The sequence below is a fragment of the Streptomyces sp. NPDC031445 genome, assembly GCF_055581365.1.
In genome coordinates, this window is sequence record NZ_JBVIJO010000006.1 from 18624 (window position 1) to 39789 (window position 21166).

Here is a 21166-nt window from a genome sequence, read left to right on the forward strand (position 1 = left end):
TGTGGCCCGTGACGGATCAGGCGGTGGACCCAGACGGTGCGGAGCGGACCGCGCACCCGGCCAGGGAGGACCGATTCCTGGGCCGGGCGCGGGAGTTGAAAGAGCTGCGCGCCGACATCGAGCGCGCCGGACTGGACACCCTCTCCGGCCGCAAGGCCCCCCGCGCGCGCGTGCTCCTGATCGCCGGCCGCCCCGGTTCCGGCCGGACCAGCCTCGCCGAGGAACTCGTCCGGCAGATCGCCGGCCGCTACCCCGACGGAGTGCTGCGGGCCCGGCTCAGCGAGCCCGGCGGCACCCCGGTGCCCGTCGAGCAGGCCGCCCGCGACCTGCTCGGCGCACTGGAGCTGCCCGCCCCCGCCGGAGCCGCCGAGGACGACCTGGCCGCGGCCCTGCGCACCGCCCTGGCCGGCCGGCGCATGCTGCTCCTGCTGGACGACGCGGCCGGCGCCGAGCAGGTCGACGCGCTGCTCCCGGACGCCCCGGACTGCCTGGTGGTGGCCGTCTCCGGGGGCCCGCTCACCGGCATCGCGGACGTCCGCCCCTGCACGCTCGGCGGCCTGGACACCAAGTCCGCGGTGGAACTGCTCACCGGCTACACCGGCTCCGTCCGCGTCACCGTCGACCCGCGCTCGGCGGAGAGCCTGGTCGAGGCCTGCCAGGGCCACCCGGCCGCGCTGGTGCTGGCCGGCGGCTGGCTCGCCGCCCGCCCCCAGGCCGCCGTCTCCGACCTCACCAAGCGGCTGCACACCGACGCCGGCGCGGACGGCACCCCGCTGTCCCGCGTCTTCCGGCTCGTGTACGACCAGCTGCCCGGCCCGGCCGCCCGCATACTGCGACTGCTCTGCCTCGCCCCGGCCGGCCTGGCCGACCCGCACACCGCCTCCGCGCTCGCGGGCTGCTCGGTCGACGCCGCCCGCACGACCCTGGACGACCTCGTCGCCCTCGGTCTGCTGCGCGCGCTGCGCACCCCGCTGCCCCAGTACGAGGTCCCCGGCTGTCTGCACCCGCTGCTGCGCGCCCTGGCCGAGACCCAGGAGCGGCCCGCCGAGTTGCAGCTGGCTCGGGCCCGGATGCTGGAGCGGACGGTACGGCTGCTGCAGTCCTGCCGGGCGATCACCGAGACCGACAGCCCGCAGGCGCGCGAGAAGCTGAGCGGCCTGCCCCCGGCGCTGCGCTTCCCGACCCCGCGGGCCGCCGCCGACTGGCTGCGCATCCGGCGGCCCGCCCTGCTGGCGTCCGCGCGCCTGGCGGTGGCCGACGGCGAGCTGGACACCCTCGCCCGGCGGCTGATGTCCCAGCTGGTCAGGGCCCTGGCCGCGCACGTCGGCACGCAGGCCGCCGCCCCCGACCTGTACGGCCTGCACGGCCTCGTCCTGGGCATCGCCGAGCGGCGCGGGCTGCCCCGGGAGAAGGCCGCGGCCCTGCTGAACCTCGGCGACCTGGACGCGCAGACCGGCCGGACCCGGGAGGCGCTGGTCCGCTACCGGGCCGCCCTGGACGCCGGACGCGAGGCGAACGACCCGTACGCGACCGGCCGCGCGATGGAATCCGTAGGCGGCGCGTACCAGGAGCTGGGGGACCACGACCGGGCCGCCGACTGGTTCGGCCGGGCGCTGGCGGAACGGCTGGCCCGGGGAGAGCACCCGGAGGCGGCCCGGCTGTACGGCCGCATCGGCACCGCCCACACCTACGCCGGCCGGTACGGGGAGGCGCTGCGGAACTGGCGGGCCGCCCTCGCCGGCTACCGCCGCAGCGGCGATGTCGCCGCCAGCGCGCGGGCGTTGAGCGAGATCGCCCGGGTGCAGGAGTACGCGGGGCGGCCCGAGGAGTCGCTGCGCACCTGCCAGGAGGCCGTGGAGTGGGCGCGGCGCGCGGAGGACGCCCGGTTGCAGGCCGCGCTCCAGCTCCGGCTCGCCGACACCCTGGACCGGCTGGGCGACCCCGCGTCGGCCCGCCTGCACCGCGCTGCGGCGGAGCGCATGCTGGATGAGGAGCCACCGGAAGAGGACGCAAGGCCGGAACACGACGCTAACGCCTGCGAAATCCGTAGTGTGCCCAGCGAAGATTGATGCAATGGAAGGCTAGACAGCCGGAATACCTTCATTAAACTGGCTCTGCCGCTCGTTCTCCTGCGGTGTCTCCCGGTATGCCCCCGCATGTCTGGGTACGTCTTCAATGCACCCCCATACCCTCTGAGCCAAGGACCGTGATCGACGTGAAGGTCGGCATCCCCCGCGAGGTCAAGAACAACGAGTTCCGGGTGGCCATCACCCCCGCCGGTGTGCACGAGCTGGTGCGCAACGGCCACCAGGTCGTCGTCGAGCGGGGCGCCGGCCTCGGCTCCTCCATCACGGACGAGGAGTACGTCTCCGCCGGTGCCGCCCTCCTCGACACGGCCGACGAGGTGTGGGCCGCCGCCGACCTGCTGCTGAAGGTCAAGGAGCCCATCGCCGAGGAGTACCACCGGCTGCGCAAGGACCAGATCCTCTTCACCTACCTGCACCTGGCGGCCTCCAAGGAGTGCACGGACGCGCTGATCGAGTCCGGCACCACGGCCATCGCCTACGAGACCGTCGAGCTGCCCAACCGCGCCCTGCCGCTGCTCGCCCCGATGTCCGAGGTCGCGGGCCGGCTGGCCCCGCAGGTCGGCGCCTACCACCTGATGCGCGCGGCCGGCGGCCGCGGCGTGCTGCCGGGCGGCGTCCCGGGCGTGACCCCGGCCAAGGCCGTGGTCATCGGCGGCGGCGTCTCCGGCTGGAACGCCACCCAGGTCGCCATCGGCATGGGCTTCGAGGTGATCCTGCTCGACCGCGACATCAACAAGCTGCGCGAGGCCGACCGGATCTTCGGCACGAAGGTCAAGGCGATCATGTCCAACGCCTTCGAGCTGGAGAAGGCCGTCCTCGACGCCGACCTGGTCATCGGCGCGGTCCTCATCCCGGGCGCCAAGGCCCCGAAGCTGGTGACCAACGAGATGGTGTCCCGCATGAAGCCGGGAAGTGTCCTTGTCGACATCGCGATCGACCAGGGCGGCTGCTTCGAGGACTCCCACCCCACCACGCACGCCGAGCCGACCTTCCGGGTCCACAACTCGGTCTTCTACTGCGTCGCCAACATGCCGGGCGCGGTGCCCAACACCTCCACCAACGCCCTCACCAACGCGACGCTGCCGTACATCGTCTCCCTGGCCAACAACGGCTGGGTGGAGGCGCTGCGCCGCGACCCCGCGCTTGCCAAGGGCCTCAACACCCATGACGGCAAGGTGGTTTACAAGGAGGTCGCCGAGGCCCACGGCCTGGACCACGTCGAGCTGGAGAGCCTTCTCGGCTGAGCCAAAAGGCGATTCGTCAACACGGCTCGTCAACAGCGCGCACCCGGCCGGACCTTGCCCGACAAGGTCCGGCCGGGTGTGTGTATGGTCACTTTGCGGCTCTCGGTCAACTCGCCTCGAACGTAACCCTTCGACCGATTCGCACACCGGTGAAACCTGCCGTGCGACGGCCGTACGCCCTTGACAGAGGGATGTTTCATTGCCGACACATCCTGCCGGGTCCGGCGGATTGTGTTGCTGCGGACGCCCGACACGCCATAGAGTCGCGAACCGTCGGCATGGTGCCACGCTGACCTTGTCTAGAAGTTTCCTGGTCACCAAGGAGGTAAGACGACTTGTGAATGAGTCGACATTTTCTCCCGGAGGTGGTCGACCAGGAATGCCCGCAGGGGGCCAGGGCCCCGCGGGATTCGAGGCTGTCGGCTCCGTAGCTGTGCGCACCTTCGCAGCCCACCAGAGTTCCGGTCCGCAGGCGGCCCGGACAGCACACCAGAGCATGGATGGCCATCACGTGAACGCCATGGCCGGCGACGGAAGTGGCGCGCCCCACAACCACTTCGCCGACTACGACGAACTGCCCGAGGGGCACTTCTACGACCCCGACGCCGAGTACGAGCCCGATCCCGAGTACGCGGCCACGCTCGCGCCCGACGCGGCCCGCCAGCGCCGTGAGCGCATCGGCCCGACCGGACGCCCGCTGCCGTACTTCCCGATCCCGGGCCCGCTGACCGACCACGGCCCCGCGACGATCATCGCGATGTGCAACCAGAAGGGCGGCGTCGGCAAGACGACGTCGACCATCAACCTGGGTGCCGCGCTCGCGGAGTACGGCCGGCGCGTGCTGCTCGTGGACTTCGACCCGCAGGGCGCGCTGTCGGTCGGCCTCGGCGTCAACCCGATGGAGCTGGACCTCACCGTCTACAACCTGCTCATGGAGCGGGGCATGTCCGCGGACGAGGTCCTGCTGAAGACGGCGGTCCCCAACATGGACCTGCTGCCGTCCAACATCGACCTGTCGGCCGCCGAGGTCCAGCTGGTCTCCGAGGTCGCGCGCGAGTCGACGCTCCAGCGCGCCCTGAAGCCGCTGCTGCCCGACTACGACTACATCGTCATCGACTGTCAGCCCTCGCTCGGCCTGCTCACCGTCAACGCGCTGACGGCCGCGCACAAGGTCATCGTGCCGCTGGAGTGCGAGTTCTTCGCCCTGCGCGGTGTGGCCCTGCTGACCGAGACCATCGAGAAGGTCCAGGAGCGGCTCAACCCCGAGCTGGAGCTCGACGGCATCCTGGCCACGATGTACGACTCGCGCACCGTGCACAGCCGTGAGGTGCTCGCGCGTGTCGTCGAGGCGTTCGACGACCACGTCTACCACACGGTCATCGGCCGCACGGTCCGCTTCCCGGAGACCACGGTCGCCGGTGAGCCGATCACCACGTACGCCTCCAACTCCGTCGGTGCCGCCGCCTACCGCCAGCTCGCCAGGGAGGTGCTCGCCCGGTGTCACGCCGAGTGAGTCTGCCCGGGGCCGACGAACTGTTCCGCACGACCGGGGGGATGGCGCTCCAGCCGTCCACGCCCCGCCGCGCGGCCAACGGCGAGGCCCGGGTGCCGGCTCCCGCGGGGGAGAGCGACGAGGCGGCCGCCGCCGAGGACGTACCGCAGTCGGTACCCGTCCGGAGCGGTGACGGAGAGGGCGCGGAGCACGTGGCGGCGGAGGCCGAGTCGGCCGAGGCCGGCGAGTCCCGCACCCGCCCGGCACGCCGGCAGGCGGAGCAGGAAGGTTCTGCCGCGCAGCCGCGCAAGCGCGGCCGGGCGGCGGCCCGGCGGCCCAGCGGACGCGAGCGGCACGACGAGAAGATCACCGTCTACGTCTCCGCCGAGGAGCTGATGGACCTGGAGCACGCGCGGCTGGTGCTCCGCGGCGAGCACGGGCTCGCGGTGGACCGCGGCCGGATCGTCCGCGAGGCGGTGGCCGTGGTCCTGGCCGACCTGGAGTCCCGTGGGGACGCGAGCATCCTCGTGCGCCGGCTGCGCGGGCGGTAGCGGTAGCCTGCGGGGGCTATGACCTCGTATGGAGCCCCTGTCCCCGGCGCATCCGCCGGTCGTCGGCGTGCGCTGGGGCGAGGGCCGGGAACCGCACCGGACGAGCCGGCCGCCGTACTCGCCGGGGCGCCCGAACGGGAGCTGCCCGAGCCGGAGCCCGCCGGGCCGGGGCCGGAGCTGCCCGAGCCGGAGTCCGAGCCCGCATCAGAGCCCGCCGAGCCGGTGTCCGACGGATTCCGCGGCGAGTCCGACCCCGTCGAGTCCGACCCCGCTTCCGACGGTGTCTTCACAGTGCGCCTCGCGAACTTCGAGGGCCCCTTCGACCTGCTCCTCCAGCTCATCTCCCGGCACAGGCTGGACGTCACCGAGGTCGCCCTGTCGAAGGTCACCGACGAGTTCATGGCGCACATCCGGGCCATGGGACCCGACTGGGACCTGGACCAGACCACGGAGTTCCTGGTCGTCGCGGCCACACTGCTCGACCTGAAGGCCGCCCGGCTGCTGCCCGCCGCGGAGGTGGAGGACGAGGCCGACCTCGCCCTGCTGGAGGCCCGGGACCTGCTGTTCGCCCGGCTGCTCCAGTACCGCGCCTACAAGCAGATCGCCGACATCTTCGACCGGCGGCTCGACGACGAGGCCCGGCGCCGGCCCCGTACCGTCGGCCTCGACCCGCAGCACGCCGAGCTGCTGCCCGAGGTCGTCATCAGCATCGGCCCCGAGGGCTTCGCCAGGCTCGCCGTCAAGGCCATGCAGCCGAGGCCCAAGCCGCAGGTCTACGTCGACCACATCCACGCCCCGCTGGTCAGCGTGCAGGAGCAGGCCGGGATCGTGGTCGCCCGGCTGCGCGAGCTGGGCGAGGCCAGCTTCCGGGCGCTGACCGAGGACACCGACGACACGCTCACCGTCGTGGCGCGGTTCCTCGCGCTGCTGGAGCTGTACCGGGAGAAGGCCGTGGCCCTGGAGCAGGAGGCCGCGCTGGGGGAGCTGACCGTGCGCTGGACCGGCGGGGACACGGACGCGGCGCCCAGGGTCACCGACGAGTTCGACCGGCCCCCCGAGCCGCCCAAGGAGGAGGAGAAGCCGTGAGTGAGCAGACCGCCGGGGTCCCGGCCGGGCTGCGGACCGTCGCCGACCTCGACCTCAAGCCCGCCCTGGAGGCGATGCTCATGGTCGTGGACGAGCCCGCGACCGAGGAGCACCTGGCGAAGATCCTGGAACGCCCCAAGCGGCAGATCGCGGACGCCCTGCGAGAGCTGGCCGACGAGTACACCGTGCAGGGCCGCGGCTTCGAGCTGCGGTTCGTCGCCGGCGGCTGGCGCTTCTACACCCGAGCCGCCTACGCGCCCGCCGTCGAGCGACTGGTCCTGGACGGGCAGACGGCCCGGCTCACCCAGGCCGCGCTGGAGACCCTGGCGGTCGTCGCCTACCGCCAGCCGGTCAGCCGCAGCCGCGTCTCCGCCGTGCGCGGGGTGAACTGCGACGGCGTGATGCGCACCCTCCTCCAGCGCGGTCTGGTCGAGGAGGCGGGCACGGAACCCGAAACAGGTGCGATCCTGTACAGGACGACGAACTACTTCCTGGAGCGGATGGGCCTGCGCGGCCTGGACGAACTCCCGGAACTCGCGCCCTTCCTCCCGGAGGCGGAGGCGATCGAGGCCGAGACCCAGGAGGGGGTGCCGTCGTTCGACCCGGACGCGCCCGACGCGCCCGGCGGTCAGGACGCAGACGACTAAGACGGAAACCTTGATGCGAAGCAGCGGCAGCGGCAAGAGCGGCGGGCGCGGTAACTACCGCGGCGCAGGCAACGACAGGGACCAGAAGCAGGGGCAGGACCGGCCCCGCAAGCCCCGCCCCGAGGAGCGCCGCTACGACGTGGGCCCGGGGGCCACCAAGGACGGCCCCAAGGCCGGGCGCGGCGGCGCCGCGCGGGGAGGGGCCAAGGGCGGCCCGAAGCGGTCCCCGCAGGGCGGCCGGACGGCCCCGTCGCGCTCCCGCGAGTACGAGACGCGGGTCGAGGAGCGCAACCGGGAGCGGTACGCCGGCAAGAAGGACGTCAAGCTGCCCAAGACCTTCCCCGGCGCCGAGCAGGAGGGCGAGCGGCTGCAGAAGGTCCTCGCGCGCGCGGGCTACGGTTCCCGGCGGGCCTGCGAGGAGCTGATCGACCAGGCCCGCGTCGAGGTGAACGGCGAGATCGTCACCGAGCAGGGCAAGCGGGTCGACCCGGAGAAGGACGAGGTCAAGGTCGACGGCCTGACGGTCGCGACCCAGTCGTACCAGTTCTTCTCGCTGAACAAGCCCGCGGGCGTGGTCTCCACCATGGAGGACCCGGAGGGCCGGCAGTGCCTCGGTGACTACGTCACCAACCGCGAGACCCGGCTCTTCCACGTCGGCCGGCTGGACACCGAGACCGAGGGCGTCATCCTGCTCACCAACCACGGCGAGCTGGCCCACCGCCTCACGCACCCCAAGTACGGCGTGAAGAAGACCTACCTCGCGCACATCGTCGGCCCGATCCCGCGCGACCTGGGCAAGCGGCTGAAGGACGGCATCCAGCTGGAGGACGGCTACGCGCGCGCGGACCACTTCCGCGTGGTCGAGCAGACCGGCAAGAACTACCTGGTCGAGGTGACCCTGCACGAGGGCCGCAAGCACATCGTGCGCCGCATGCTGGCCGAGGCGGGCTTCCCGGTCGACAAGCTGGTGCGCACGGCCTTCGGCCCGATCACCCTGGGCGACCAGAAGTCGGGCTGGCTGCGCCGCCTGTCCAACACCGAGGTCGGCATGCTGATGAAGGAAGTCGACCTCTAAGGCGCCTTGCCGTGATCACCGTCCCCCTTTATTGTCATGGTGACGATAAAGGGGGACGACGCATATGCCCACACAGCCGGCGACCGGAGCACTCCTCGGCCTCGCCCTCGGGGACGCCCTCGGCTACCCGACCGAGTTCAAGACCGTGCCGCTGATCCTCTCGACGTTCGGGCCCTGGCGGGAGCTGCGGCTGCCGGAGCGCGCCCGGGTCTCCGACGACACCCAGATGACCCTCGCCGTCGGCCGCGCGCTCGCCACCGCCCTGGAACGCGGCCCCCTCGCGCCGAAGCGGCTGGAACGGCCCCTGCGCGAGGAGTTCGTCGACTGGTACCAGTCGCCCGAGAACAACCGGGCCCCGGGCCGCACCTGCCTGACCGCCTGCGCTCTGCTCAAGGCGGAGGGCCGCGCCTGGCAGGACGCCAGCCAGACCGGCTCCAAGGGCTGCGGCGCCAACATGCGCGTCGCCCCGATCGGGCTCGCGCCGGGCCTGAGCGGCGAACAGCGCGCCGGCGCCGCCCAGTTCCAGGCCGCGCTCACCCACGGCCACCCCACCGCGCTGGCCGCCTCCGACCTCACCGCCCACGCCGTCCACCTGCTCGCCCGCGGCACCGACCCGGCCGGACTGGTCGGACGGCTGCGCTCCTACGCCCTTCGGAACCGCACCCGCTACCACCGCACCTGGCTCGGCGACCTGTGGGCCCGCGCGCAGGACCCCGGCCCGGAGCAGTTCATCGCGCGCGGCTGGGACGAGTGCCTGGAGATCCTCGGCCGGCTCCAGGAGGCCGTACGGACCGTCTCCCCGGAGACCGATCCGTGCCTGGCCACCGGTGAGGGCTGGATCGCCGAGGAGGCCCTCGCGACCGGACTGCTGTGTTTCCTGCTCTTCCCCGACGAGCCCGTCACCGCCCTGCGCCGCGCCGCCTGCACCGCCGGCGACTCCGACTCCATCGCCTGCCTCACCGGCGCCTTCGCGGGTGCCTGGCTGGGCGCCGGGGCCTGGCCCGCCGACTGGGCGGGGCGGATCGAGTACCGGGGAGACCTGTTGGCCCTGGGAGCGCTCTGGGACGCTTGAGCCATGATCGACGATCTCGGCATGGACCTGGCCCCGGTGGTCGCGGAACAGCCCGACCCCCTGCTGTTCGCCACCGTCTCCGGAGCCCACCTGTACGGCTTCCCCTCGCGGGACTCCGACGTGGACCTGCGGGGCGTCCACCTGCTCCCCGCCGCCGACCTCGTCGGGCTGCGCGAGCCGGAGGAGACCCGCTCGCGGGCCTGGGTCCGCTACGGCGTCGAGCTGGACCTGGTCACCCACGACCTGCGCAAGTTCGTCCGGCTGATGCTCCGCCGCAACGGCTATGTGCTGGAACAGCTGCTCTCGCCCCTGGTCGTGCTCACCTCCGAGGCGCACCGGGAGCTGGCCGCCCTGGCCCCCGGGGTCCTCACCGGCCACCACGCCCACCACTACCGGGGGTTCGCGGTGACCCAGTGGCGGCTGTTCGAGAAGACCGGCGAACTCAAGCCGCTGCTCTACACCTTCCGCGTGCTGCTCACCGGCATCCACCTCATGCGCAGCGGCGAGGTCCAGGCCCATCTGCCCACGCTGCTCGACGAGGTGGGCGGCCCCGGCTACCTGCCCGAGCTGATCGCCGCCAAGCGGGAGCGGGAGCACGGCAAGGCCGACGTCGACCACGCGCGCGTGGAGGCCGACGTGGAACGGCTGCACACCGTGCTGGACGAGGCGCAGGCCGGTTCAGCCCTGCCCGACGCGAGCGGTGCCCACGACGCCCTGCACGACCTGGTGGTCCGGCTCCGCCTCCAGGGCTGAGGCCCGGCGCACCCGGTGGAGGAACGCGGCCACGCGCGCGTGGTCCGGCTCCGGCGGCAGCGGGCTGCCCGCCAGCGTCTCCTCGGCCTCGTCCGCCAGCCGGACCATCCACGCCTCCACCCGCGCCCACGGCACCTCGCCGTGCTTCACCGCCAGCAGGCGCCCGCGCCGCTCACCGACGTCGATCCGCAGCTCACCGGTGCGCAGCAGGTCCCGTGCGCTCATCAGCAGGCGCAGCAGGTGCATCGCGTGCTTCCAGCGCGGGGCGCCCGTCGTGCGGACGTCGGCGTCGAGCTTCCTGCGCTGGCCGAGGGCGTACCGGGTGAAGGTGCCGTACGCCTGCCGGGACAGGAAGGCGCCGCGCAGGGACAGCAGCTCGCGGCCGGTGGCGTCCGCGTACTCCACCAGCGGGGAGTGCAGGCACTCCAGGATGTTCGGGTTGCCGCGCAGCGCCAGCTCGCAGAACCGCTCCAGCTCCCAGGAGAACCGCTCCTCGCCCGGCCCTTCCACATGCGTCGGCGGCTTTTCGAACCGCCAGAACAGCGGGGTCGGGGCGAGGAACACCCCGCGCCGGTCGGTGTCGCTGGCGTCCGTCGCCAGGCCGAAGGCGCGGGAGCCCATGACACAGGCGTAGACCGTGTGGTCGCGTACGAGATCCTCGGGCCGCATCCCCGGAGCGTACGCGGCGGCCCTCAGGCCAGGCGGATGGATTTCCCCTCCACCTTGATCGGCCGCTTGGGCAGCGGCCTGGTCGCGGGGCCGTGGGCCACCGAGCCGTCGGCGACGCGGAACCTGCTGCCGTGACAGGGGCAGTCGATGGTGCCGTCCGCCACCGTGTTCACCGTGCAGCCCTGGTGCGTGCAGATCGCGGAGAAAGCCTTGAAGTCACCCTTCTTCGGCTGGGTGACCACCACCTTCTCCTCCTTGAACACCTTGCCGCCGCCCTCCGGGATGTCGCTCGTCGCCGCCAGCGCCTTCCCGCCGGCACCGGACTCCTGCGGGGACGACGCCGGCGCCGAAGCCGGGGCCGACGCCGACCCCGACGTGGTCCCGCCGCCCTCCTTGCCGCCGCACCCCACGCATCCCAGGGCGAGCGCACCGGCGCCCGTGGCGATGACTGTCCGCCGTGTCGCTGGCTGGGGCATGTCAGACCTCCGTACAGACGTGCGTAACGGTGGATACCGGAACTCTCGCATCGTCTCAGCGAGCGAGCGGCGCGCGCCCGTCGCGCGCGGGCTGACTACGCTGGACGGACCAAGAACGGAACACGCACGTCAGCGAGGAGCAGCGCCGTGGCGGTACGAGCGGTCCGGGGGGCCGTCCAGCTGGAACAGGACGAGGCCGGTCACATGGAGGAGCGGGTCGGGGCCCTGCTCACCGCCGTCCTGGAGCGGAACGGGCTGACCGCCGACGACCTGATCAGCATCTGGTTCACGGCCACCCCCGACCTGCACAGCGACTTCCCGGCCGCCGCCGCCCGCAAGCTCGGCATCGTCGACGTCCCCCTCATCTGCGCGCAGGAACTGGACGTCGAGGGCGCCATGCCCCGCGTCGTGCGGATCCTCGCGCACATCGAGTCGGACCGGCCCCGCGCCGACATCGCCCACGTCTACCTCGGCGCCGCCGCGGCCCTGCGCAAGGACATCGCCCAGTGAGAACCGCACTCGTCATCGGAACCGGCCTGATCGGCACCTCCGCCGCCCTGGCCCTCACCCAGCGGGGCGTCACCGTCCACCTCGCCGACCACGACCCCGAGCAGGCCCGCACGGCCGCCGTGCTGGGCGCCGGCACCGACCAGGCCCCCCAGGGCCCGGTCGACCTGGCGATCGTGGCGGCCCCGCCCGCCCACGTCGCCCGGGTCCTCGCCGACGCCATGCGCCGGGGCGTGGCCCGCGGCTACGTGGACGTCGCCAGCGTCAAGGGCGGCCCCCGCCGCGAACTGGAGGCGCTCGGCCTGGACCTCGCCGCGTACATCGGCACGCACCCCATGTCCGGCCGCGAGAAGTCCGGCCCGCTGGCCGCCACCGGCGACCTCTTCGAGGGCCGCCCCTGGGTGCTCACCCCGACCCGGGACACCGACACCGAGGTGCTCAACCTGGCCCTGGAGCTGGTCTCGCACTGCCGGGCCGTGCCGGTCGTCATGGACGCCGACGCCCACGACCGCGCCGTCGCCCTCGTCTCCCACATGCCCCACCTGGTGTCCAACATGGTCGCCGCGCGCCTGGAGCACGCCGAGGAGGCCGCCGTACGGCTGTGCGGGCAGGGCATCCGGGACGTGACCCGGATCGCCGCCTCCGACCCGGGCATGTGGATCGACATCCTGTCCGCGAACCCGGGACCGGTCGCCGACCTGCTCTCCGACGTCGCCGCCGACCTGGACGAGACAGTCCGGGCCCTGCGCGCCCTGCAGTCCTGCGACGAGGCCAAGCGCGGCGAGGGCACCGCCGGGATCGAGGACGTGCTGCGCCGCGGGAACGCGGGCCAGGTGCGGGTACCCGGCAAGCACGGCAGCGCCCCGCGCGCGTACGAGACCGTCGTCGTCCTCATCGACGACCAGCCCGGCCAGCTGGCCCGCATCTTCGCCGACGCGGGCCGGGCGGGGGTCAACATCGAGGACGTCCGGATCGAGCACGCGACCGGGCAGCAGGCCGGTCTGGTCCAGCTGAGCGTCGAACCGAAGGCGGTGCCCGTGCTGGAGGAGGCACTGCGCGAGCGGGGCTGGGCGCTGCGCCGGTAACACCCGGTGAGGGCGCCTCCCGCGAGCCAGTAACCTTGTGCGGGGCGCCCTCGCGCCCCGGACCCCGCTCCCCACCCTTCACCAGGAAGGTGCCCTCCCGTGGAAAACGGCGCCGCCCCGACCGCCAAGCCCGTGATCGTCGCGATCGACGGTCCCTCCGGCACGGGCAAGTCGAGCACGTCGAAGGCCGTGGCCGCGCAGCTCGGCCTCAGCTACCTGGACACCGGTGCCCAGTACCGGGCGATCACCTGGTGGATGGTGACCAACGGCATCGACCTGGAGGACCCGACCGCCATCGCGGCCGTCGCCGGCAAGCCCGAGATCGTCTCCGGCACCGACCCGGCCGCCCCGACCATCACGGTCGACGGCGTCGACGTGGCCGGCCCGATCCGCACCCAGGAGGTCACCTCCAAGGTCAGCGCGGTCAGCGCGGTGCCCGAGGTGCGCGCCCGCATCACCGAACTCCAGCGCTCCCTGGCCGCCGGCGCGGCGAACGGCATCGTGGTCGAGGGCCGGGACATCGGTACGACCGTCCTGCCGGACGCCGACCTGAAGGTCTTCCTCACCGCCTCCCCGGAGGCCCGCGCGGCCCGCCGCAGCGGCGAGCTGAAGGGCGCCGACGTCAACGCCACCCGCGAGGCCCTGATCAAGCGGGACGCGGCCGACTCCAGCCGCAAGACCTCGCCGCTCGCCAAGGCCGGCGACGCCGTCGAGGTGGACACCACCGAGCTCACCCTCGCCCAGGTCATCGAGTGCGTCGTCACCCTGGTCGAGGAGAAGCGGGCCGGGAAGTGAGCCGTCCGCCGGTCGCGTCGGAGCGGGGCGCCGAGATCGGGCGGCGCATCGGCGTCGGCCTGATGTACGGGCTGTGGCGGCCGCGCGTGCTCGGCGCCTGGAGGGTGCCGGCCACCGGCCCGGTGATCCTCGCGGTGAACCACTCCCACAACATCGACGGCCCGATGGTCATGGGCGTGGCACCCCGGCCGACGCACTTCCTGATCAAGAAGGAAGCCTTCACCGGCCCGCTGGACCCCTTCCTGACCGGCATCGGCCAGCTGAAGGTGGACCGCGCCGCCGCCGACCGCACCGCGATCGGCCAGGCCCTCGACGTGCTGGCGGCCGGGGGAGTGCTGGGCATCTTCCCGGAGGGCACCCGGGGCGAGGGCGACTTCGCCGCGCTGCGGGCCGGGCTGGCCTACTTCGCGGTCCGCAGCGGGGCGCCGATCGTCCCCGTGGCCGTCCTGGGAAGCGCGGAGCGTCCCGGCCGGTTGATAAAGGCGCTGCCGCCATTGCGCTCCCGCGTCGACGTCGTCTTCGGCGACCCGTTCCCGGCGGGCGACGGCAGCGGGCGGCGTACGCGCAAGGCGCTGGACGAGGCGACCGAGCGCATCCGCAAGCAGCTCAGCAGCCACCTGGAAAACGCCAGGCGCCTGACCGGGCGCCGGGCGACACTTGAGTAGTGGATCAGCCGCTGTACAGCGGTCCACCGATCACCACGAACGAACGAGGTACGGACTTCATGAACGACGACATCCAGCCCGACGGCTCGGACGTGTACGACAACGCGCACGAGTACGAGCACGGGGCTCTCGGCGACGCCGAGTACGCGGAGTTCATGGAGCTCGCCGCGGAAGAAGGCTTCGACATCGAGGACGTCGAGGGCGCCATCGAGGCGGCGGGCCACGGTCCGCTGCCCGTGCTCGCCGTCGTCGGCCGCCCCAATGTCGGCAAGTCGACCCTGGTGAACCGGATGATCGGCCGCCGTGAGGCGGTCGTGGAGGACCGGCCGGGCGTCACCCGCGACCGCGTCACCTACGAGGCCGAGTGGGCCGGCCGCCGCTTCAAGGTCGTCGACACCGGCGGCTGGGAGCAGGACGTCCTCGGCATCGACGCCTCCGTGGCGGCCCAGGCCGAGTACGCGATCGAGGCGGCCGACGCGGTCGTCTTCGTGGTCGACGCCAAGGTCGGCGCGACCGACACCGACGAGGCGGTCGTCCGGCTGCTGCGCAAGGCCGGCAAGCCGGTCGTGCTGTGCGCCAACAAGGTCGACGGCCCGAGCGGCGAGGCCGACGCGGCCTACCTGTGGAACCTGGGCCTCGGCGAGCCGCACCCGGTCTCGGCCCTGCACGGCCGCGGCACGGGCGACATGCTCGACGCCGTCCTCGAGGTGCTGCCGGACGCGCCCGAGCAGTCCTTCGGCACCGCGATCGGCGGCCCCCGCCGCGTGGCCCTGATCGGCCGCCCCAACGTCGGCAAGTCCTCGCTGCTGAACAAGGTGGCCGGCGAGGAGCGCGTCGTCGTCAACGAGCTGGCGGGCACCACCCGCGACCCGGTGGACGAGATCATCGAACTCGGCGGCAAGACCTGGAAGTTCGTGGACACCGCCGGTATCCGCAAGCGGGTCCACCTCCAGCAGGGCGCCGACTACTACGCCTCGCTGCGCACGGCCGCCGCCGTGGAGAAGGCCGAGGTCGCCGTCGTGCTGATCGACGCCTCGGAGTCCATCTCCGTGCAGGACCAGCGGATCATCAGCATGGCGGTCGAGGCGGGCCGCGCGATGGTCATCGCCTTCAACAAGTGGGACACGCTCGACGAGGAGCGCCGCTACTACCTGGAGCGGGAGATCGAGACGGAGCTGGGCCAGGTGGCCTGGGCGCCCCGGGTCAACGTCTCGGCGCGCACCGGCCGGCACATGGAGAAGCTGGTCCCGGGGATCGAGACGGCGCTGGCCGGCTGGGAGACGCGCGTTCCCACGGGCCGGCTGAACGCCTTCCTCGGCGAGCTGGTCTCGGCGCACCCGCACCCCGTCCGGGGCGGCAAGCAGCCGCGCATCCTGTTCGGCACCCAGGCCGGCACCAAGCCGCCGCGGTTCGTGCTCTTCGCCTCCGGGTTCATCGAGGCGGGCTACCGGCGCTTCATCGAGCGCCGCCTGCGCGAGGAGTTCGGCTTCGAGGGCACCCCGATCCACATCTCGGTGCGGGTGCGCGAGAAGCGCGGGTCGAAGAAGAAGTAACGGCGGTACGACGAGGAGGGCGGCCCCGGTGTTCCGGGGCCGCCCTCCTCGTCCGTGTGCCCGTCACGCGCTCCGGCGCGGCCCCGGCGGCAGGGCGGCCGCGGCCGGCACGTGCTGCATCCCGGTCTCGTGGTGCCGGCCCAGCGTGCCGACCCGCTGCCACTGCGACTGCTGCCGGGCGCTGTACGCCCCCGCGCTGTAGGCGCTGTAGGAGCTGCTGAACGACCCCGCCCGGTGCCCGCCGTACGATCCCGAACCGTCCGGGAAGTCCCCGAAGGCACTGAACCCCAGATCCTCCTCACCGCTGCGGTCCCCCGGCAGTGTGCGGAAGGTCCTGACCCACTCCGCGTAGAGCGAGTCGTAGATCGGCGTGGCCGAAGACCCGCCGGACGGCTCGTGCGCCGTCCGGGCGGACGGTACGGAGGAGAAGGACCGGCGGGGAGGAGTGTCGTATGCGTGCACGTATGTCCAAACGACCGTAACCGGAAAGAGATGCGGCCGGAGGGCTCGCCGGGGCTCAGGTGCCCGCGAGGGGGAGCGCGGCGGCGACCAGCCGGCCGCCCGCGGCGGCCTTGTCCAGCGCGTCCCGCAGCAGGTCCTCCCGGGGCTGGCGCCCGATGGACCCGACCGGAGCGGCGAACATCAGTACCTGCTGGTGCTTGTTCGCGGCGGCCCGCCAGCTGTCGGTCACCTGGAGCGGCTGGTGCGCCTGCCACCAGGCCACCGGCTGCCCGCCGGCCGCCGAGGGCTGGAGCACCGCGTGCAGCTGGCCCACGGCCAGCAGGACGGACCAGCCGTGCAGCACCGGCGGGACGGACGCCAGCTCGGTCACCGGCATGAAGCCCTGCTCGATGAGCAGCGGCAGGAAGTCGTCGCCCGTGCCGGTGGTGCCCGGACGGACGATCGGCGAGGTCGGCTCGACGACGAGCGCGGGGTGCAGTTCCCCGTCGACCAGGACGAGTCCGCTGGTCACGCCGAGCACCGCCTGCTCGGGCACGGAGGTGCGCGGTTCACCGCCGGCCGGGTCGCCGCCGACGGCGCCGATGGAGCGGACGGCGCCCTGGAGCTGCTCCTCCGTCACCTGGACGACCTGCGAGGGCAGACAGCTGGCGTGGGCGAAGGCGAGGACGGCGGTCTCGTCGCCGACGAACAGAACGGTGCTGGTGCGCTCCTGCTCGGAGTCGCCCGGGGTGCGACATGACGTGCAGTCGTAACTGCCCGGGGCGTTCTCTCCGGCGAGCAGCCGGTCGGCTTCTTCGTCGCCGATCTCGGCGCGTACGGCGTCGCTGACGTCGAGCATGCGCGGCACGGGTGGCTCCCTCGGGATGCGGTGCTGGGTCGGCCGGGTGGCTCCCGGCCGATGAGCCCCGGGGTTCCCGGGCTCATGAAGAAGACAACGGGCGTCCTGTGGTGGTGGTCACGCCCCGGGGACGACCGGTTCGCACCTTCCACCGCGTACGGTCACCTCGGGTGCGGAATCGAACACTCACGGTCAACTCCGTCCGCCGTCAAGGAACTTGAACGAGTGAAGTGGGTCACAGGCCGCGTCCGTCGGTGGTCGACAAGTCAGGACATCAACGGATGTAGTGGGTGACCGAAAATCACCGCTACCCGAGGTAACAGGCAAGTGGCCTGGAACGACGGCGAGTTGGTTGATTCCCCCGGCTCGACCTCCTTACATTCCTCCGCCGTGTGCAACGAGCACCGCTCGGGTACGTCCGCCGGCCGGCACCAGGCAGCGCAGCATCGCCGACACCGGTCACGGCGGGCGGGGCGGGCGCGAGGAACCGCGGTCCTACGCGGTGAGCCGCGCTCCGCCTTGGGGGAGCCCGGGTTCGTGGAGAGGGAACTACATGTCCGAGTGTGCCGATACCACCCGTAGCACCGCCCGCCCCGACGGCGCCCGTTCCGACGGCGCCCGCAAGGGCCGTACGACGGCCGCGCTCGCCGGAGCCGCCCTGCTGGCCCCGCTGGGACTGCTGGCCGCGACCGGCAACGCCGCCGCGGCGGACAACGGGGTGTGGGACCGCATCGCCCAGTGCGAGAGCGGCGGCAACTGGCACATCAACACCGGCAACGGCTACTACGGCGGGCTCCAGTTCTCCGCCGGCACCTGGCGCGCGTACGGCGGCACCGCCTACGCCCCGACGGCCGACCAGGCATCCAGAAGCGCGCAGATCGCCGTCGCCACCAGGGTCCAGCAGGCCCAGGGCTGGGGCGCCTGGCCGGTCTGCTCGGGCCGGGCCGGAGCCTCCGGCGCCGCCCCGGCGGCGGCCCGCACCGGCTCCTCCGGCACGGCGGAGCGCACCAGCGGCGCGACGACGAAGTCCGCCCCCGCCCGGTCCACCCCGGCGCAGGCGCCGGAACGCCCCGCGGCCACCACCCGCCGAGGTGTCCCGCACGGCGGCTACACCGTCCGCCAGGGCGACACCCTGAGCACCATCGCGGCCCGGCACGGCACCACCTGGCAGCGGGTCTACGCCGCCAACAGGGCCGTCATCGGCGACGACCCCAACCTGATCGTGCCCGGGCAGCGCCTCGCGCTCTGAGCCCGGCCCGCGAGGCGGACAGCCGCTGATCCCGTCGAGGACAGCGGCTGTCCGCGTGCCCTGGCAGACTCGGGCCCATGTTGGAGACCTCGGCGCGCCTGCTGCGCCTGCTCTCGCTGCTCCAGGCCCACCGCGAGTGGTCAGGACCGCAGCTGGCCGAACGGCTCGGCGTCACCCCGCGCACCGTCCGCCGGGACGTGGACCGGCTGCGCGAGCTGGGCTACCCGGTCCACGCCAGCCCCGGCACCGGCGGCGGCTACCAGCTGGGCGTCGGCGCCGAACTCCCGCCGCTGCTGCTGGACGACGACGAGGCCGTCGCCGTGGCCGTCGGCCTGCGCACCGCCGCCGGACAGGGCATCGAGGGCATCGGCGAGACCTCCGTACGGGCCCTCGCCAAGCTGGAGCAGGTGCTGCCGCACCGGCTGCGCCGCAGGGTGAGCGCCCTCAACGCCTTCACCGTGCCCATGCTGCGCGGCGGCCCGCCGGTGACCCCCGTCGACCCGGCCCTGCTCACCGAACTCGCCCACCTGTGCCGGGACGCCGAGCTGCTGCGGTTCGCGTACCGCACGCACGAGGGCGCCGACAGCCGCCGTACCGTCGAACCGCACCGGCTGGTGTGCACCGAGCGGCGCTGGTACCTGGTCGCCTGGGACGTCGACCGGGCGGACTGGCGGACCTTCCGGGTGGACCGGATCACCCCCAGACCGCCGCACGGGCCGCGCTTCACCCCGCGCGAGCCGCCCGCCGAGGACCTCGCCGCCTATGTGTCCCGGGGTGTCTCCACGCGCGCGTACGCCACGCACGCCACCGTCCGGCTGCTGGTGCCCGCGCAGGAGGCCGCCGAACACGTCTCGCCGTCCTCCGGGACGCTGGAGCCGGACGGCGCGGACGCGTGCCTGCTGCGCTGCGGCGCGGCGAGCCTGGACGTGATGGTCGTTCACCTGCTGATGCTGGACCTGCCGTTCGAGGTGATCGAGCCGGCCGGGCTGACCGACGCCGTCAGGAGGCTTCGGGACCGGCTTGATGGCGCTCTGGCTCGGGCTGCGGGGCCTGGGCCGCGTACTGCGGGTGGTGCAGGTCGAACGCCGGGGACTCCGAGCGGACCCGGGGCAGGGTGACGAAGTTGTGCCGGGGCGGCGGGCAGGACGTGGCCCACTCCAGGGAACGGCCGTAGCCCCAGGGGTCGTCGGTGTCCACCTTCTCCCCGTACCTCGCGGTCTTCCAGACGTTGTAGAGGAACGGCAGCGTCGACAGGCCCAGCAGGAAGGAGCCGATGGTCGACACCGTGTTGAGCGTGGTGAACCCGTCGGCCGCCAGGTAGTCGGCGTACCGGCGGGGCATCCCTCCGGCGCCCAGCCAGTGCTGCACCAGGAACGTGGCGTGGAAGCCCACGAACAAGGTCCAGAACTGGATCTTCCCCAGCCGCTCGTCCAGCATCTTGCCCGTGAACTTCGGCCACCAGAAGTAGAAGCCGCCGAAGACCGCGAAGACGACCGTGCCGAAGACCACGTAGTGGAAGTGGGCGACGACGAAGTACGAGTCCGTCACGTGGAAGTCCATCGGCGGCGACGCCAGGATCACCCCGGTCAGCCCGCCGAGCAGGAACGTCGCCAGGAAGCCCATCGCCCACAGCATCGGCGTCTCGAAGGACAGCGAGCCCTTGATCATCGTGCCGGTCCAGGTGAAGAACTTCACCCCCGTCGGCACCGCGATCAGGAACGACACGAAGGAGAAGAACGGCAGCAGCACCGCGCCCGTGGCGAACATGTGGTGCGCCCACACCACCATGGACAGCCCGGTGATCGCCATCGTCGCGCCGACCAGCGTCAGATAGCCGAAGACCGGCTTCCGGCTGAACACCGGGATGATCTCCGTGATGATCCCGAAGAACGGCAGCGCGATGATGTACACCTCGGGGTGCCCGAAGAACCAGAACAGGTGCTGCCACAGCAGCGCCCCGCCGTTCGGCGCCTGGAACACCTGCGAGCCGAACCGCCGGTCCGACTCCAGTACCAGCAGCGCCGCCGCCAGCACCGGGAACGCCATCAGGATCATGATCGACGTGAAGAGCGTGTTCCAGGTGAAGATCGGCAGCCGGAACATCGTCATGCCCGGAGCGCGCATCCCGATGATGGTGGCGAGGAAGTTGACCGCGCCGAGGATCGTCCCGAAGCCGGCCAGCGCCAGGCCCATGATCCACAGGTCCGGTCCGACGCCGGGGGAGTGCCGGGCGTCGTTGAGCGGCGCGTAGGCGAACCAGCCGAAGGCGGCCGGCCCGGTGGGCACCAGCAGCGAGCCGAGCACGATCAGCCCGCCGAACGCGAAGAGCCAGTACGACAGCATGTTCAGCCGGGGGAAGGCCACGTCCGGGGAGCCGATCTGCAACGGCATCAGCTCGTTGGCGAAGCCCGCGAAGCTGGGGGTCGCGAACAGCAGCAGCATGATGGTGCCGTGCAGCGTGAACAACTGGTTGTACTGGTTGTTGCCCATGAGCTGGAGCCCCGGCCGGGCGAGTTCCGCGCGCATCAGCAGCGCCATGACCCCGGCGGCCAGGAAGAACCCGAAGCCCGTGATCAGGTACAGATGACCGATCTTCTTGTGGTCGGTGGTCGTGAGCCAGTCCACCACCAGCCGGCCTGCCCCGGCCCGGCGCACCGGCCGCACCGGCGCCCCTGCGGTCTCGGTCCCCATCGTTCGCTCGCCCCTTCGCATCGTCGCGCCCGCGCCCGCGGCACCCGCGGCGCGCGCACCCGCGAGCTGCCGCCCTGGGGCTCGCCGGGCGCGCGCTCGGGCAGGGCGCGTCCGGCGGTTGTGTGCTGAATCCGTGAATTTCCCATGTGGCGTCAGCTGCCGTGGCGCC

The 21166-nt window shown here is 72.7% G+C and carries 21 protein-coding genes; 16 read left to right on the forward strand and 5 right to left on the reverse strand.

The window, feature by feature from the left end; all coding sequences use genetic code 11:
* The first annotated feature begins 8 nt into the window (after positions 1 to 8).
* From ACZ5DC_RS17400 to ACZ5DC_RS17440, 9 genes are all read left to right on the forward strand, one after another.
* A complete protein-coding gene (locus ACZ5DC_RS17400) occupies positions 9 to 2069 on the forward strand; it encodes a tetratricopeptide repeat protein (RefSeq protein WP_468653589.1) in 2061 nt (686 codons plus the stop codon).
* Between the two features lie 146 nt (positions 2070 to 2215).
* Positions 2216 to 3331 (forward strand): alanine dehydrogenase, encoded by a 1116-nt coding sequence (gene ald / locus ACZ5DC_RS17405; protein ID WP_468654177.1) that lies wholly within the window; start codon positions 2216 to 2218, stop codon positions 3329 to 3331.
* A 379-nt stretch (positions 3332 to 3710) separates the two neighbouring features.
* Positions 3711 to 4844 (forward strand): ParA family protein, encoded by a 1134-nt coding sequence (locus ACZ5DC_RS17410; protein WP_366750633.1) that lies wholly within the window; start codon positions 3711 to 3713, stop codon positions 4842 to 4844.
* Positions 4829 to 5374: a hypothetical protein gene (locus ACZ5DC_RS17415; RefSeq protein ID WP_468653591.1), complete on the forward strand. Its 546-nt coding sequence runs from the start codon at positions 4829 to 4831 to the stop codon at positions 5372 to 5374. The genes ACZ5DC_RS17410 and ACZ5DC_RS17415 overlap by 16 nt, the downstream gene beginning before the upstream one ends.
* An 18-nt stretch (positions 5375 to 5392) precedes the next feature.
* Positions 5393 to 6460 carry a segregation and condensation protein A gene (locus ACZ5DC_RS17420; RefSeq protein WP_468653593.1) on the forward strand — a complete coding sequence of 356 codons (1068 nt, stop codon included), beginning with the start codon at positions 5393 to 5395 and terminating at the stop codon, positions 6458 to 6460.
* Positions 6457 to 7107 (forward strand): SMC-Scp complex subunit ScpB, encoded by a 651-nt coding sequence (gene scpB / locus ACZ5DC_RS17425; protein ID WP_366750636.1) that lies wholly within the window; start codon positions 6457 to 6459, stop codon positions 7105 to 7107. The genes ACZ5DC_RS17420 and scpB overlap by 4 nt, the downstream gene beginning before the upstream one ends.
* Positions 7108 to 7120: 13 nt before the next feature.
* Positions 7121 to 8182 (forward strand): pseudouridine synthase, encoded by a 1062-nt coding sequence (locus tag ACZ5DC_RS17430; RefSeq protein ID WP_468653595.1) that lies wholly within the window; start codon positions 7121 to 7123, stop codon positions 8180 to 8182.
* A gap of 64 nt (positions 8183 to 8246) precedes the next feature.
* Entirely contained in the window at positions 8247 to 9254 is a 1008-nt protein-coding gene (locus tag ACZ5DC_RS17435; protein ID WP_468653597.1) for an ADP-ribosylglycohydrolase family protein, read from the forward strand.
* 3 nt (positions 9255 to 9257) lie between these two features.
* A complete protein-coding gene (locus tag ACZ5DC_RS17440) occupies positions 9258 to 10007 on the forward strand; it encodes a nucleotidyltransferase domain-containing protein (RefSeq protein WP_468653599.1) in 750 nt (249 codons plus the stop codon).
* On the opposite strand, the gene ACZ5DC_RS17445 is transcribed toward ACZ5DC_RS17440, so the two are convergent.
* Together ACZ5DC_RS17445 and ACZ5DC_RS17450 are read right to left on the reverse strand one after the other, a co-directional pair.
* A complete protein-coding gene (locus ACZ5DC_RS17445) occupies positions 9933 to 10676 on the reverse strand; it encodes a nucleotidyltransferase domain-containing protein (RefSeq protein ID WP_468653601.1) in 744 nt (247 codons plus the stop codon). The genes ACZ5DC_RS17440 and ACZ5DC_RS17445 overlap by 75 nt on opposite strands.
* A 23-nt stretch (positions 10677 to 10699) precedes the next feature.
* On the reverse strand, positions 10700 to 11152 hold the full coding sequence (locus tag ACZ5DC_RS17450) for a Rieske (2Fe-2S) protein (RefSeq protein WP_468653603.1): 453 nt from the start codon (positions 11150 to 11152) through the stop codon (positions 10700 to 10702).
* Between the two features lie 147 nt (positions 11153 to 11299).
* Between ACZ5DC_RS17450 and aroH the strand changes: the two genes are divergently transcribed.
* The 5 genes from aroH (at position 11300) to der (ending at position 15757) form a co-directional block, all read left to right on the forward strand.
* Entirely contained in the window at positions 11300 to 11662 is a 363-nt protein-coding gene (gene aroH, locus ACZ5DC_RS17455) for a chorismate mutase (protein ID WP_468653605.1), read from the forward strand.
* Positions 11659 to 12744 (forward strand): prephenate dehydrogenase, encoded by a 1086-nt coding sequence (locus ACZ5DC_RS17460; protein ID WP_468653607.1) that lies wholly within the window; start codon positions 11659 to 11661, stop codon positions 12742 to 12744. The genes aroH and ACZ5DC_RS17460 overlap by 4 nt, the downstream gene beginning before the upstream one ends.
* Positions 12745 to 12843: 99 nt before the next feature.
* On the forward strand, positions 12844 to 13539 hold the full coding sequence (gene cmk, locus ACZ5DC_RS17465; protein WP_468653609.1) for a (d)CMP kinase: 696 nt from the start codon (positions 12844 to 12846) through the stop codon (positions 13537 to 13539).
* On the forward strand, positions 13536 to 14204 hold the full coding sequence (locus ACZ5DC_RS17470) for a lysophospholipid acyltransferase family protein (protein WP_468653611.1): 669 nt from the start codon (positions 13536 to 13538) through the stop codon (positions 14202 to 14204). Before cmk ends, ACZ5DC_RS17470 begins: the two co-directional genes overlap by 4 nt.
* A gap of 59 nt (positions 14205 to 14263) precedes the next feature.
* Entirely contained in the window at positions 14264 to 15757 is a 1494-nt protein-coding gene (der, locus tag ACZ5DC_RS17475; protein ID WP_468653613.1) for a ribosome biogenesis GTPase Der, read from the forward strand.
* A 63-nt stretch (positions 15758 to 15820) separates the two neighbouring features.
* On the opposite strand, the gene ACZ5DC_RS17480 is transcribed toward der, so the two are convergent.
* Together ACZ5DC_RS17480 and ACZ5DC_RS17485 are read right to left on the reverse strand one after the other, a co-directional pair.
* Positions 15821 to 16219 carry a hypothetical protein gene (locus ACZ5DC_RS17480; protein ID WP_468653615.1) on the reverse strand — a complete coding sequence of 133 codons (399 nt, stop codon included), beginning with the start codon at positions 16217 to 16219 and terminating at the stop codon, positions 15821 to 15823.
* A gap of 55 nt (positions 16220 to 16274) precedes the next feature.
* The gene (locus ACZ5DC_RS17485; protein WP_171157730.1) at positions 16275 to 17066 is read right to left on the reverse strand and encodes a hypothetical protein; all 792 of its coding nucleotides are present in this window, start codon (positions 17064 to 17066) and stop codon (positions 16275 to 16277) included.
* Positions 17067 to 17610: 544 nt separating this feature from the next.
* Here ACZ5DC_RS17485 and ACZ5DC_RS17490 point away from each other — a divergent pair.
* Together ACZ5DC_RS17490 and ACZ5DC_RS17495 are read left to right on the forward strand one after the other, a co-directional pair.
* Complete coding sequence (locus ACZ5DC_RS17490) at positions 17611 to 18306, forward strand: LysM peptidoglycan-binding domain-containing protein (RefSeq protein WP_468653617.1); 696 nt, start codon at positions 17611 to 17613, stop codon at positions 18304 to 18306.
* Positions 18307 to 18383: 77 nt separating this feature from the next.
* The gene (locus ACZ5DC_RS17495; protein ID WP_468653619.1) at positions 18384 to 19424 is read left to right on the forward strand and encodes a helix-turn-helix transcriptional regulator; all 1041 of its coding nucleotides are present in this window, start codon (positions 18384 to 18386) and stop codon (positions 19422 to 19424) included.
* On the opposite strand, the gene ctaD is transcribed toward ACZ5DC_RS17495, so the two are convergent.
* Positions 19306 to 20997 carry an aa3-type cytochrome oxidase subunit I gene (gene ctaD, locus ACZ5DC_RS17500; RefSeq protein ID WP_468653621.1) on the reverse strand — a complete coding sequence of 564 codons (1692 nt, stop codon included), beginning with the start codon at positions 20995 to 20997 and terminating at the stop codon, positions 19306 to 19308. The genes ACZ5DC_RS17495 and ctaD overlap by 119 nt on opposite strands.
* Between the last annotated feature and the right edge of the window lie 169 nt (positions 20998 to 21166).

Bases quoted from the DNA above. Each gene is read 5' to 3' on its own strand.
- ACZ5DC_RS17410 (WP_366750633.1), top strand. From the start codon at position 3,711: ATGCCCGCAGGGGGCCAGGGCCCCGCGGGATTCGAGGCTGTCGGCTCC.
- ACZ5DC_RS17420 (WP_468653593.1), top strand. From the start codon at position 5,393: ATGACCTCGTATGGAGCCCCTGTCCCCGGCGCATCCGCCGGTCGTCGG.
- ACZ5DC_RS17430 (WP_468653595.1), top strand. From the start codon at position 7,121: ATGCGAAGCAGCGGCAGCGGCAAGAGCGGCGGGCGCGGTAACTACCGC.
- ACZ5DC_RS17435 (WP_468653597.1), top strand. From the start codon at position 8,247: ATGCCCACACAGCCGGCGACCGGAGCACTCCTCGGCCTCGCCCTCGGG.
- ACZ5DC_RS17440 (WP_468653599.1), top strand. From the start codon at position 9,258: ATGATCGACGATCTCGGCATGGACCTGGCCCCGGTGGTCGCGGAACAG.
- ACZ5DC_RS17445 (WP_468653601.1), bottom strand. From the start codon at position 10,676: ATGCGGCCCGAGGATCTCGTACGCGACCACACGGTCTACGCCTGTGTC.
- ACZ5DC_RS17450 (WP_468653603.1), bottom strand. From the start codon at position 11,152: ATGCCCCAGCCAGCGACACGGCGGACAGTCATCGCCACGGGCGCCGGT.
- der (WP_468653613.1), top strand. From the start codon at position 14,264: ATGAACGACGACATCCAGCCCGACGGCTCGGACGTGTACGACAACGCG.
- ACZ5DC_RS17490 (WP_468653617.1), top strand. From the start codon at position 17,611: ATGTCCGAGTGTGCCGATACCACCCGTAGCACCGCCCGCCCCGACGGC.
- ACZ5DC_RS17495 (WP_468653619.1), top strand. From the start codon at position 18,384: ATGTTGGAGACCTCGGCGCGCCTGCTGCGCCTGCTCTCGCTGCTCCAG.
- ctaD (WP_468653621.1), bottom strand. From the start codon at position 20,997: ATGGGGACCGAGACCGCAGGGGCGCCGGTGCGGCCGGTGCGCCGGGCC.